Raw genomic sequence first — 13,190 nt, forward strand, 5'->3', positions numbered from 1 at the left:
CAGGCGCGCGGTGTCGAGCGCGTCGGCCTGTTTTTCCGATGAGACGATGATGCCGGCGAAGCGACCGAAGGGCGGTGCGTTCGCCTCCCGCCGGCTTTCGGTTTCGGCGGCGTAGAAGCTGTCGGCATCGCCCGAAACCAAAGCCTGAATTACCGGCGCGCTGGGATCATGGGTCTGGACGAAGACGCGGCCGGGCTTGGCACCGCGGCCGGCGCGGCCGGAAACCTGTGCGATCTGCTGGAAACTGCGTTCCGCGGCGCGCAGGTCGCCGCCCTGCAGCCCGAGATCGGCATCGATCACGCCAACCAGCGTAAGATTGGGAAAATGATAGCCCTTCGTCACCAATTGCGTGCCGACGACGATGTCGATGTCGCCCGATTCCATGCGGTTGACGAATTCGGCCGCGCGCGCAGGCGACCAGATGGTATCGGACGTGACGACCGCGGTGCGCGCGTCCGGAAACAGCATCGCCACTTCGTCCGCGATGCGTTCGACGCCGGGGCCGCAGGCGACCAGGCTGTCCTCTGCCTTGCATTCGGGGCAGGCGGCGGGCGGCGGCATGCTGTGCCCGCAATGATGGCAGGCGAGCCGCGCGGACAGCCGATGTTCGACCATCCAGGCGGTGCAGTTGGGGCATTGGAAGCGGTGGCCGCAGGTTCGGCAGAGCGTGAGCGGAGCATAGCCGCGGCGGTTGAGGAACAGCAGCACCTGTTCCCGGCGGCCAAGCGTTTCCTCCATCGCCGCCACCAGCGTGGGGGCGAGCCAGCGGCCGCGCGGCGGTTGATCCTTCAGCAGATCGAGTGCGGTGATGGTCGGCATCTGCGCCACGCCGTAGCGGCCGGGCAGCTTCAGTTCCTGATAGCGGCCGAGCGTCACCTGTTGCCGGGTTTCGATGGCGGGGGTGGCGGAGGCGAGGATGACGGGAAACGCCTCGAACCGGCCACGCATCACCGCGACGTCGCGGGCATGATACATCACGCCGTCTTCCTGTTTGAAGCTGGTTTCATGGGCTTCGTCGACGACGATCAGGCCGAGGTCGGGATAGGGCAGGAACAGCGCCGAGCGCGCGCCGACCGTGACCAGCGCTTCCCCGCTGGCGATGGCGCGCCAGGCCCGGCGGCGCTGCGACTGGCGCAGGTCGGAATGCCATGCGACCGGCTGACACCCGAAGCGCGCCTCGAACCTTTTCAGAAAGGGTTCGGTCAGCGCGATTTCAGGCAGCAGCACGAGAGTCTGACGGCCCTCCCGGATCGCGCGGGCGACCGCTTCGAAATAGACCTCCGTCTTGCCGGAGCCGGTGACGCCGTCGAGCAGGAAGGGTTGCGCCGCGCGCGCCGACACCGCGGCGGCGAGCCGATCGGACCCGGCGCGCTGTTCGGTCGACAGCGTCGGCGGGCCGTGATCGGGATCGGGGACGGGATAGGGATCGTCCGCCTGGACCGTGACGGCCTCGATCGCGCCGGCCTTGACCAGCCCGCGGATCACCGCGTCGGAGACGTCGGCGCGCGCGGCGAGTTCGCGGATCAGGCCCTGACGCGGACCGATCCGGTCGAGCGCCTGCGCACGTTGCGGGGTGAGCCGATCGGGCACATGGCCGGTGGCGCGATATTCGACGACGACCGGGCTGCCGTCCAACGCGCTGGCCGAGGCGAGCGTCATCCGCAACACGGCGGCGGGCGGCGCCATGTAATAAGCCGCGGTCCATTCGATCAGCCGGCGGAGCGACGCGCGGATCGGCGGCAGATCATAGACGCCGGCCAGCGGGCGCAGGCGGTTGTCGCCGACCTCCATGTCCGATGGCATCAGATCCGCTTCCCACACCACGCCGGTCAACTGGCGCGGGCCGAGCGGCGCCAGCACGATGCTGCCCGGCGTAACGTCCTGACCCGGATCGACGCGGTAATCGAGCGGGCCGATGGCGGCATTCAGGAGCAGGACGCGGGCGCGCGGGTTCATGCCCCATCAAGTAGGGATGGTGGACGGGTGCGTCGACTGGGAGAAGACGGATGGAACGGATCGACCGACGGAAATTGCTGGGCATGGCGGTGCTGGTGCCGCTGGCGGGGCTGGCGGCGTGCGCGACGGGGCCGGGTGCGGACACCGTGGAGGAGGGCGTGCGCCGGCTGCTGACGCTGTCCACCGAGCGGGCGTTCGCGCAATTGCTGGCGCCCAACGGATTTTATGACAGCCAGGTCGCGCGGATCGCGGTGCCGCAGGCGTTCGGGGGCAACGGATCGGTGCTGGGTGCGCTGTTGCAGAGCGGGCCGGTGCGGCGCGAGCTGGCGATCGCGATCAACCGGGTGGCGCAGGATGCCGCGGACCGGGCGGCGGCGATCGTGATCGACCGCGTGCGGCGGATGTCGCTGCGCGATGCGGTCGCGGTGTTGCGCGGCGGGCCGACGGCGGCGACCGACCTGTTGCAGCAGGCGGCCGGCGGGGCGGTGCTGGACGCGATGCTGCCCGAAGTGTCGCGCGGCCTGCGTTCCGACCTGATCCAGATGGCCAGCGCGGCGATCGCGGCCAAAACCGGGATCGATTATGCCGAACTGGGTCAGACGGTGGCGGGGCAGGCATCCGACGGGATTTTCCGCGCGATCGGCCGCGAGGAGGCGGCGATCCGCGCCAATCCGCGCGCGACGCGCGACCCGGTGCTGATCGCGTTGCTGGGCCTGACGCGCTAGCGGGTCAATCCGGCGCGGCATCGCCGGCGGCGATGGCCCGCGCGGTGAGGCCGACGACCGCGCCGGAGCGGAAGCGGAGCGTGAACGGCACCTGCGTTCCCGGGCCGACGGCGGCCGGCAGACCGAACAGCATGACGTGGCGGCCGGCGGGCGCAAAGGCGACCGCGCCGTGCGCGGGAATATCGACGCCCGTCAGCGGAGCCATCGTCATCATGCCGCCGTGCAGCATCGACGCATGCAGTTCGACGCGGGCGGCCATGCCGCTGCCGATCGCGACCAGCCGGTCCGCGGTGGCGCCGCCCCGCACCGTGAGATAGGCGGCGGCGGGATTGCCGGGCACCGCAGGCAGGCGGACATAGGCGCCGTCGTCGACCCGTACGGCATCCGGCGTGCCCGCGCAGGCGGCCAGCGCGAACAGCATCGCAAACAGGGGCGCTGCGGTCTGGCGGACGGAACGGCGCATGGCGGCATCCTCTGGATCATCTTGGTACAGGCAGGCGGCCGGCAACGCGCCGGACGCGAAAGGGGTCCGTGCTGTTGTGCAGCCACGCTTGAAGGCCCGCAACCCCCGCCTATATCCCGGTCCATCATGGTTCGAACGCCAGCGGCCCGAAGCTACGGGAATGGTGGCGGTTCGGTTTCACTTTCGAGGGGCAAAAGAGAGCATTATGGCCAAAGTCATCGGGATCGACCTGGGTACGACCAACAGCTGCGTTGCGGTGATGGAGGGCGGCAAGCCCAAGGTGATCGAGAATGCCGAGGGCGCACGCACCACGCCGTCGATCGTCGCGTTTGCCAAGGACGGCGAGCGCCTGATCGGGCAGCCGGCCAAGCGCCAGGCGGTGACCAATTCCGAAAACACGATCTTCGCCGTGAAGCGCCTGATCGGCCGCCGGTTCGACGACCCCGTGACGAAGAAGGACACCGAACTGGTGCCCTATCACATCGTCAAGGGTTCCAACGGCGACGCCTGGGTCAAGGCCGGCAACGAGGATTATTCCCCGTCGCAGATCTCGGCTTTCACGTTGCAGAAGATGAAGGAAACCGCCGAGAGCTATCTGGGCGAGACCGTCACGCAGGCGGTGATCACGGTTCCGGCCTATTTCAACGACGCACAGCGCCAGGCGACCAAGGATGCCGGCCGCATCGCGGGGCTGGAGGTGCTGCGCATCATCAACGAGCCGACCGCGGCGGCGCTGGCCTACGGGCTGGAGAAGAACGACGGCAAGACGATCGCGGTCTATGACCTTGGCGGCGGCACGTTCGATATCTCGGTTCTGGAGATCGGCGACGGTGTGTTCGAGGTGAAGGCCACGAATGGCGACACTTTCCTGGGCGGTGAGGATTTCGACAACAAGCTGGTCGATTATCTGGCCGACGAATTCCGCAAGGCCGAAGGCATCGACCTGACCAAGGACCGGCTGGCGTTGCAGCGGTTGAAGGAAGCCGCGGAGAAGGCGAAGATCGAGCTGTCTTCGACCGCGACGACCGAGGTCAACCTGCCCTTCATCACTGCGGACGCGACCGGGCCGAAGCATCTGGTGAAGGCGATCACGCGCGCCGATCTGGAGCGTCTGGTCGACGATCTGGTCAAGCGCACGATCGAGCCGTTGAAGAAGGCGCTGGCCGACGCCGGGCTGAAGGCCGGCGACATCGACGAAGTCGTGATGGTCGGCGGCATGACCCGCATGCCCAAGGTGCGCGAGGCGGTGAAGGCATTTTTCGGCAAGGAACCGCATGTCGGCGTCAACCCGGACGAAGTGGTGGCGATGGGCGCCGCGATCCAGGCCGGCGTATTGCAGGGCGACGTCAAGGACGTGCTGCTGCTGGACGTGACGCCGCTGTCGCTGGGCATCGAGACGCTGGGTGGCGTGTTCACCCGGATGATCGATCGCAACACCACGATCCCGACCAAGAAGTCGCAGACCTATTCGACGGCCGACGACAACCAGAATGCGGTCACCATCCGCGTGTTCCAGGGTGAGCGCGAAATGGCGGCGGACAACAAGATGCTGGGCCAGTTCGATCTGGTCGGCATCCCGCCGGCGCCGCGCGGCGTGCCGCAGATCGAGGTCACGTTCGACATCGACGCCAACGGCATCGTCAACGTCAGCGCCAAGGATCGCGGCACCGGCAAGGAGCAGCAGATCAAGATCCAGGCATCGGGCGGTCTGTCCGATAATGACATCGACCAGATGGTGCGCGACGCCGAGCAGTTCGCCGAGGAGGACAAGAAGCGCCGCGCCGCCGCCGAGGCGAAGAACAATGCCGAGGGCCTGATCCATTCGACCGAAGCCCAGCTGAAGGAGCATGGCGACAAGGTCGACGCGTCGTTGAAGTCCGAGATCGAGGCGGCGGTCGCCAAGGCGAAGACCGCGGTCGAGGGCGGCGATGCCGATGCGATGCAGGCCGAGGCCCAGGCGCTGGCGCAGGTCGCGATGAAGCTGGGTCAGGCGATCTACGAGAAGGACCAGGCCGCGGCGGCGTCGCCGGGCGGCGAAGGCGGTGCCGGTGCAGAGACGGCGGCGGATGACGATGTCGTCGATGCCGAATTCTCCGAGGTGGACGACAAGAAGGCGTAAGGGTTCGACCCCTCACCGGCTCCCCGTCGCCCGGCGCAGGCCGGGGCCTCCCCGTGGCAAGGGACGACCAAGCCACGGGGAGATCCCGGCGTCCGCCGGGATGACGAGCCGCCGACCCGGGGTCGAATAGACGAACATCTGATCGAGATACGCCATGGCCGATACCGAATATTATGAGCTGCTGGAGGTCGATCGCAGCGCGGACGACAAGACGATCAAGTCGTCGTACCGGCGGCTGGCGATGATATGCCACCCCGATCGCAATCCGGGCTGCAAGGATAGCGAAGCGAAGTTCAAGGCGATTTCCGAAGCCTATGACTGCCTGAAGGATCCACAGAAGCGGGCAGCCTATGACCGGTTCGGCAAGGCCGCGTTCCAGAATGGCGGCGGGCACGGCGCGCAGGATTTCGGCGGCTTTTCCGACATCTTCGAAAATATCTTCGGCGAGTTCATGGGCGGCGGCCAGAGCCGCGGCGGCGGGCGGCAGCAGCAGCGCGGCGCCGACCTGCGGTATGACATGGAGATCAGTTTCGAGGACGCCTATCACGGCAAGGACGCGTCGATCACGATCGAGGTCGCGACGCTGTGCGAACCGTGCGAGGGGACCGGCGCCAAGCCCGGAACCGCCGCGCGGGGTTGCCCCACCTGCGCCGGACATGGGAAGGTGCGGGCGCAGCAGGGCTTCTTCGTCGTGGAGCGGGTGTGCCCGACCTGCCACGGTGCGGGCAAGGTGATCGAGGCGCCGTGCGACCAGTGCCGCGGCGAGGGCCGGGTGGACCGCCAGAAGACGATTTCGGTGAAGATTCCGCCGGGCGTCGACGAAGGCACGCGCATCCGCCTGACCGGCGAGGGCGAGGCCGGATCGCGCGGATCGCCGTCCGGCGACCTGTATATCTTCATCCATCTGGCGCGGCATGCGCTGTTCCAGCGCGAGGGCAACACGCTGTTCGCGCGCTGCCCGATTTCCTTCACGACCGCGGCGCTGGGCGGGACGATCACGGTGCCGGGCCTGGACAAGGTGCCGCATGACATCCGCATTCCGGCGGGTATCCAGTCGGGCAAGCAGATCAAGCAGCGCGGCGCAGGCATGCCGGTGCTGAACGGTCGCGGCTTTGGGGACATGGTTGTCGAGATCGAGGTGGAGACGCCGACCAGGCTGTCCCCGCGACAGAAGGATCTGCTGGAACAGTTTCGCGCGACCGAGACCGGTGCGGAATGCCCGGCAAGCGAGGGCTTTTTCGGGAAGATCAAGGGCATCTTCGGCGAATAGGGACGGGCCCTTCGCGCGGGGATGCGCGGAGGGCACAAAAAAAGCGCCGCGGTTGCGGCGCTCTTGATGTCGGCGTTCGACCCCGTGGTGGAACGACGCCCTGTTCAGAGGGCGACAACCACCGCGATGGCGAGGGCCTGGGCCGCGATCGCCAGAACGGCGGTCGTCGCGTTTTCCAGATAGGTCATTGCACTGCTCCTTCGATCCGGCGGAATGCCCTGGATCGGCGCTCTCTAGCGCTGTGGTAGACATATGCGATGCTTGCACCTCAGCGCAATTTTAATACGCGCCGAGGTGATTGCGTTGCGTGCACCTGTAACTTTTTGGTTAATTCGGGTCAGCCGAACACGCGGGCAAAGATCGTGTCGACGTGGCGGAGGTGATAGGCGAGGTCGAACCGGCTTTCGATCTCGGCAGGCGACAAGGCGGCGGTGACGTCGGGGTCGGCCTTCAGAAGCTCCATCAGCGACAGCGCGCCGTCCGATTCCCAGACCTTCATCGCGTTGCGCTGGACCAGGCGGTAGCTGTCCTCCCGGCTGACGCCGGCCTGGGTGAGTGCCAGCAGGACGCGCTGCGAATGGACGAGACCGCCCATGCGATCGAGATTCTTCTGCATGCGCGCCGGATAGACGACCAGTTTCTCGATGACGCCGGTCAGGCGGGCGAGCGCGAAGTCGAGCGTGATGGTGGCGTCGGGCCCGATATAGCGTTCCACCGACGAATGGCTGATATCGCGTTCGTGCCAGAGCGCGACATTTTCGAGCGCGGGCGTGACATAGCCGCGGACCATGCGGGCCAGGCCGGTGAGGTTTTCGGTCAGCACCGGGTTGCGCTTGTGCGGCATCGCCGAGGACCCCTTCTGCCCTGGCGAGAAATATTCCTCCGCCTCCAGCACTTCGGTCCGCTGGAGATGGCGGATTTCCACCGCCAGCCGTTCGACCGACGACGCGATCACGCCGAGCGTGGCGAAATACATGGCGTGGCGGTCGCGCGGGATCACCTGCGTCGAAATCGGTTCGACCGTCAGGCCGAGCTTGTCCGCGACATAGGATTCCACGAACGGATCGATATTGGCGAAGGTGCCGACCGCGCCGGAAATGGCGCAGGTCGCAATCTCCTCCCGCGCGGCGACCAGGCGGGCGCGGCACCGGGCGAATTCGGCATGGGCGAGTGCGAGCTTCAACCCGAAGGTGACCGGTTCGGCGTGGATGCCGTGGCTGCGCCCGATCGTCGGGGTCAGCTTATGTTCGAACGCGCGGATGCGGAGTGCCGCGAGCAGCGCGTCGAGATCGGCGAGCAGGATGTCGCTGGCGCGCGCGAGCTGTACCGAAAGGCAGGTGTCGAGCACGTCCGACGATGTCATCCCCTGGTGCAGGAAGCGCGCGGGTTCGCCGACATGTTCGGCGACGTTGGTCAGGAAGGCGATGACATCATGCTTGGTCTCGCGCTCGATCTCGTCGATGCGCTCCACCTCGAACGCGCCCTTTTCCCAGATCGCGGCCGCGGCGTCCTTCGGCACCACGCCCAGTTCGGCCAGCGCATCGGTGGCGTGCGCCTCGATTTCGAACCAGATGCGGAACCGCGCCTCCGGCGTCCAGATGGCGACCATGTCGGGGCGCGAATAGCGGGGGATCATGGGCGGGTCCTTAGTCGGTGGCGGGTTCGGGCGGGCGGTTAGCAGAGCGGGGGCTGCCGGGGTAGCCCTGCAGACGCCGCGCTTCGGAGCGATCGAAGGAGAATGTTGTGGCGAACGTCGTGTTCGAGGTGATCTTCTGGTGTGCGATCGACGTTTTCGGAGAAATACTTTCTCGTATCGGAAAGCGGCTCTGGCGTGCTGTTCGCCGATGTTAGCTCGGACGATATGAAGCAGACCCATCGGAGCAAGTTCCGTTTGGTTCGAGCCTGTCGAGAACCCTGCGCGGGGTTCTCGACAGGCTCGAACCAGACGGCTTTGAATTGCAGGTCAATGCAAGCGGTTATGGTTCAGATCAAACCCAATGCCTTCAGGCTGGCGTGGCCGGTGCTGCCGATGATGATGTGATCGTGGACCGACAGGCCGAGCGGGCGGCAGGCGTCGATGATGTCGCGGGTGAGGGCGATGTCGGCGCGGCTGGGCTTGGGATCGCCGCTGGGATGATTGTGGACGAGGATGATCGCGGCGGAGCCGAGTTCGAGCGCGCGCCGCACGACTTCGCGGACGTAGAGCGCGGCCTGGTCGATCGATCCTTCGGAGGCGAGTTCGTCCCGGATCAGGCGGTTCCTGGTATCGAGATGGAGGATGCGCACGCGTTCGTTGGCGCGGTGCGCCATGTCGGCGTGGAGATAATCGAGCAGCGCCTGCCAGTTGGACAGGATCGGGCGATCGGCGACGGCGGCACGGAGCAGGCGGAGCGCGGCGGCCTCCGCGATCTTGATCGCGGCGATGGCGGCGTCGCTGAGCCCGTCGACGCGGCGCAGCGTGGCGGCATCCGCTCCGAGCAGGGCACCGATGCCGCCGAATTCCGCCAGCAGCGTGCGTGCCAGCGGTTTCATGTCGCGGCGCGGGATGGTGAGCGTCAGCAGATATTCGACCAGTTCGTGGTCCAGGAACGCGTCCGGCCCGCCGTCGAGCAATCGCTGGCGCAGGCGGGCGCGGTGGCCGGACGTGTCTTCACCCGCGATGGTCATGATGGGTAGGCTAGCGGGGGTTTGGAGGTTCGTCACCCCTCTGTACCGCGTCACCCCGGCGGAGGCCGGGATCCCGTTTGGGTTAGGGGTGAGCGCTTTACCCGAGGGAGATCCCGGCATGCGCCGGGAAGACGGCGGAGGAAAAATCCCGTTGCGCGACGCTTTGAACTGGAACCGTTCAGGCGATGGCGGGTAACGCGGGGTCCATGGACGATCCGCCCGCCCGCCGACAAAGCCGCGTCCGCATCGCCATTGCCGCCGCGTCGGGCGTCGCGGTGCTGGCGTTGACCGGGCTGTGGACGCAGCGGACGCAGATCGCGCGCGACTATGTCGATGCGGAACTGGCGCGGCGGGGGGTCGAGGGCCGCTATGCGATCACCCGATTCGGGTTCGGCGGGCAGCGGTTGGAACGCATCCGGATCGGCGACCCCGCCCGGCCGGACCTGACCGCGGACTATGCCGACCTGCGGATCGCACTGGGGGTGAACGGGCCCTATCTGGCATCGGTGTCCGCCGGCGGGGTGCGGTTGCGCGGGCGGCTGGTGAACGGGACGGTGACGTTCGGTGCGGTCGACCGGTTGTTGCCGGCACCCAGCGGCGCGCCGTTCAGCCTCCCCGACCTGGTGGTCACGCTGCGCGATGCGGCGGTGCGGCTGGAAACGCCGGCGGGCGTGATCGGCGTGGGACTGGCGGGGCAAGGACGGCTGTCCGACGGCTTTGCCGGGCGGATGGCGGCGGTGGCGCCGCGGCTGGCGCTGCGCGGGTGTGCGATCCGGCGGGCGCGGGCGGTGGTGAACATCGCGATCGCGGCGCGGCGGCCGGCGCTGGACGGGCCGGTGGCGGCGGATGGGGTGATGTGCGACGGCGGCATCGCGCTGGTGCGGCCGGCGGCGACGATCGACCTGGCGCTGAACGCCGCGCTGGACCGCTGGTCGGGCGGCGCGTTCCTGAACGTGGCGCAGGCGCGCGCCGGCGCCAATGTGCTGCACGCGGTGACGGGCCGGATCGGATATCACGGAACCGCGACCGGCACCGGCGGCACCGTCACGCTGGCCGCGGACCGCTTCGCCACGCGCGGGCTGACCGCCGGACGGAGCGATTTCGACGGGCAGTACCGGATCGGCCCCGAAGTGCGGGTGAAAGGTGCGCTGACGCTGGCGGACGGCGCGGCGGATGCGGCGACCACGCGCGCGATCGTGGCGGCAGGGCGGACCGGGGCGGGCACGCCGATCGCACCGGTGGTACAGGCGATCGCGACGGCGACGGCGCGGGCGGGCGGCCGGTTCGACGCGCGCGCCCATGTCGATTTCGGGCAGGCGAACGGCGCGTTCAAGCTGCGGCTGGCGCAGGTGACCGCGGTGTCCGACAGCGGCGCGCGGCTGGCGGTGACCGAGGGTGGCGGGCTGGGCATCGACGGGCCGAGCGGGGCGATGCGGATCGACGGGCGGGTAGCGGTGGCGGGTGGTGGCCTGCCGACGATCGCCGCGACGCTGGCGCAACCGGCGGCCGATGCGCCGATCACCGGAACGGTGCGGATGGCGGATTATGCCGCGGACGGCGCGCTGCTGCGGATGGCGCCGGTGCAGTTCCGGACCGCGCCGGGGGCGACGCGGTTCGACACCGTGCTGACCATGGACGGGCCGGTGGCAAGCGGGCGGGTGGCTGGCCTGCGCCTGCCGATCCGGGGGCGGTTGGGGCGCGGCGGATCGTTCGCGATCAATGCGGCGTGCGTGCCGATGACGTTCGATCGGCTGACGCTGTCCGGGCTGGCGGTCGGTGCGACCCGGGTCGGCCTGTGTCCGGGTGGACCGGCATTGCTGGCGCGTGCGGCGGGCGGCGCCGTGCGCGGCGGCGCGCGGATCGCGGCGCCGGTGCTGATGGGGACACTGGGTGGGGCGCCGGTGCGGATCGCCAGCGACTCGCTGGCGATCGACCTGAACGGCGCGGACTTCGTTGCCCGGCGGCTGGCGGTGCGGCTGGGGCCGGAGGACGGGCGGAGCCTGTTGGACATCGATCGCTTTGCCGGCCGCTTCGGTGACGGCGGGGTCGGTGGACGGTTTGACGGGTTGTCGGGCCGGATCCTTGCGGTACCGCTGGCCATGACCGAAGGGGCGGGACAGTGGCAGCTTGCGGACGGCGTGTTGCATGTCGCGGGCGAGACGCTGACGGTGTCGGACACGGATGCCGTGGCGCGATTCCGGCCGCTGGTTTCCAAGACGATCGCACTGACGCTGCGGGACAATGTGATCGCGACGCACGGGCGGTTGCAGGTGCCGGCGACCGGGACCGCGGTGACCGACGTCACGATCCGCCATGACCTGAACATCGGCGCGGGGACCGCGCGGCTGGCGGTGCCGGGTATCCGATTCGGCCCGGACCTGCAGCCGGAACAACTGACCCGGCTGACGCTGGGCGTGGTCGCGAATGTGAAGGGGACGGTGACGGGGGAGGGTGTGATCGCCTGGAACCGGCGGGGGGTGACCAGCGGCGGTACGTTCGCGACGGAATCGATCGACCTGGCGGCGGCGTTCGGCCCGGTATCCGGCCTGAAGACCCGCGTGGTGTTCGACGATCTGCTGGCGCTCCGCACGCGGCCAGGGCAGGTGGCGACGGTGATCGAGATCAATCCCGGCATCGCAGTGCGCGACGGGATGGTGCGGTACCAGCTGTTGCCGGACCAGCGGGTCGCGATCGAGGATGGGCGCTGGCCGTTTTCGGGCGGTGCGCTGACGCTGGAGCCGACGCTGCTGGATTTCGGCGGCACGCGGGACCGGCGGATGACGTTCCGCGTCGTCGGGATGGATGCGGCGCAGTTCGTGCAGCAGTTCGAGTTCAAGAATATCGCGGTGACCGGCATCTTCGACGGGGTGATGCCGATGATCTTCGACGATCGTGGCGGGCGGATCGCGGGCGGGCGGGTGGCGGTGCGGCCGGGCGGCGGGACGCTGGCCTATGTCGGGGAGATTTCGAACGCCGATCTGGGCCGGTTCGGATCGCTGGCTTTCGATGCGCTGAAACGGATGCGCTACCGCGACCTGACCATCCTGCTGGACGGGGCTCTGGACGGAGAACTGGTGAGCAAGGTGGTGTTCGACGGCACCAACCAGACGCCGAAGGAGGCGATCCGCCGCAACGGATTGCTGTCGGCGTTCTCTAACCTGCCGTTCCGGTTCAACATCGTCATCACCGCGCCGTTCCGCGCTTTGCTGAACAGCGCGCAGTCGCTGAACGATCCGCGCGGATTGATCCGCCAGGCAATGCCGACCGCGGAACCGCCGCTGCCCGGCTCTGCCCCCATTCAGGCCCAGGAAAGCGAACCCGTGCGATGAGAGACGGCATGATGACGACGAGCGGAGTGACGATCGGCCGGAATGCGGCGCTGGCGATGACGGGCCTGCTGGTGCTGGGCGGGTGCATCACGGTGAAGGCGCCCGACAAGCCGATCGAGATCAACCTGAACGTCAACATCCGGCAGGAGGTGGTGGTCAGCCTTCGCAAGGACGTGCAGAATTTGGACCAGCAATATCCGGGAGTGTTCTGAGATGGAACGGCGAACCAAGATGCTGATCGCGGGCGGGCTGATGCTGGCGGCGCTGGGCGGCGCCGGCGTGGCGATGGCGCAGGGCGACGACGGCGTGGTGGCGGCGGCGCGCGCCAGCGGCGACGTGGGCGAACAGGCGGACGGCTATCTGGGCTTCGTCACCGCACCGTCGCCGGCGGTGAAGGGCGCGGTCGACGCGGTCAACATCAAGCGCCGCGCCATCTATACCGAGATCGCGGCGAAGCAGAATGCGACCGTGCAGGAAGTGGCGACGGCGCGGGGATGCGACCAACTGGCCAAGCGGGTGGCGCCCGGCCAGAAATACAGGGTCGGCGGCGCATGGGAAACGCGGGGGGCAGGGCCGATCCCCCTGCCCGCGGTCTGCGGGTGAGGCGTGACCGGTCGGGATGATCCCGGCCGCCGCGCGACACCGCCGGCCGGCGCATCCC

Annotated in this window: 10 protein-coding genes; 6 read left to right on the forward strand and 4 right to left on the reverse strand. The window is 68.4% G+C overall.

The genetic code is table 11. The features are described from left to right. A partial coding sequence (locus VF649_RS09740) for a primosomal protein N' (RefSeq protein WP_331011763.1) occupies positions 1-1,956 on the reverse strand: 1,956 nt, incomplete at its 3' end. Between the two features lie 50 nt (positions 1,957-2,006). Between VF649_RS09740 and VF649_RS09745 the strand changes: the two genes are divergently transcribed. After that, positions 2,007-2,681, forward strand: a complete 675-nt coding sequence (locus VF649_RS09745; protein WP_331011764.1) for a DUF4197 domain-containing protein — start codon at positions 2,007-2,009, stop codon at positions 2,679-2,681. A gap of 4 nt (positions 2,682-2,685) precedes the next feature. Here VF649_RS09745 and VF649_RS09750 read toward each other — a convergent pair whose 3' ends face one another. Continuing rightward, entirely contained in the window at positions 2,686-3,144 is a 459-nt protein-coding gene (locus tag VF649_RS09750) for a copper chaperone PCu(A)C (protein WP_331011765.1), read from the reverse strand. Between the two features lie 205 nt (positions 3,145-3,349). Here VF649_RS09750 and dnaK point away from each other — a divergent pair, with 205 nt between their 5' ends. Together dnaK and dnaJ are read left to right on the forward strand one after the other, a co-directional pair. Next, complete coding sequence (gene dnaK / locus VF649_RS09755; protein ID WP_331011766.1) at positions 3,350-5,263, forward strand: molecular chaperone DnaK; 1,914 nt, start codon at positions 3,350-3,352, stop codon at positions 5,261-5,263. Between the two features lie 154 nt (positions 5,264-5,417). Continuing rightward, positions 5,418-6,533 carry a molecular chaperone DnaJ gene (gene dnaJ, locus VF649_RS09760; protein ID WP_331011767.1) on the forward strand — a complete coding sequence of 372 codons (1,116 nt, stop codon included), beginning with the start codon at positions 5,418-5,420 and terminating at the stop codon, positions 6,531-6,533. A 337-nt stretch (positions 6,534-6,870) separates the two neighbouring features. Here the strand turns inward: dnaJ and purB are convergent, their stop codons facing one another. After that, the gene (purB, locus tag VF649_RS09765; RefSeq protein WP_331011768.1) at positions 6,871-8,169 is read right to left on the reverse strand and encodes an adenylosuccinate lyase; all 1,299 of its coding nucleotides are present in this window, start codon (positions 8,167-8,169) and stop codon (positions 6,871-6,873) included. Positions 8,170-8,516: 347 nt separating this feature from the next. Continuing rightward, positions 8,517-9,200: a RadC family protein gene (radC, locus tag VF649_RS09770; protein ID WP_331011769.1), complete on the reverse strand. Its 684-nt coding sequence runs from the start codon at positions 9,198-9,200 to the stop codon at positions 8,517-8,519. Positions 9,201-9,406: 206 nt separating this feature from the next. Between radC and VF649_RS09775 the strand changes: the two genes are divergently transcribed. From VF649_RS09775 to VF649_RS09785, 3 genes are read left to right on the forward strand one after another with little or no spacing between them, the layout of a single operon-like run. Further along, a complete protein-coding gene (locus tag VF649_RS09775; protein ID WP_331011770.1) occupies positions 9,407-12,529 on the forward strand; it encodes a YdbH domain-containing protein in 3,123 nt (1,040 codons plus the stop codon). Between the two features lie 56 nt (positions 12,530-12,585). Continuing rightward, positions 12,586-12,741: a YnbE family lipoprotein gene (locus tag VF649_RS09780; protein WP_414713662.1), complete on the forward strand. Its 156-nt coding sequence runs from the start codon at positions 12,586-12,588 to the stop codon at positions 12,739-12,741. A 1-nt stretch (position 12,742) separates the two neighbouring features. Beyond that, positions 12,743-13,132: a YdbL family protein gene (locus VF649_RS09785; protein ID WP_331011772.1), complete on the forward strand. Its 390-nt coding sequence runs from the start codon at positions 12,743-12,745 to the stop codon at positions 13,130-13,132. Positions 13,133-13,190 lie beyond the last annotated feature (58 nt).

Origin of the sequence: Sphingomonas sp., assembly GCF_036387535.1 — a bacterium.
Lineage (GTDB): Bacteria > Pseudomonadota > Alphaproteobacteria > Sphingomonadales > Sphingomonadaceae > Sphingomonas_R.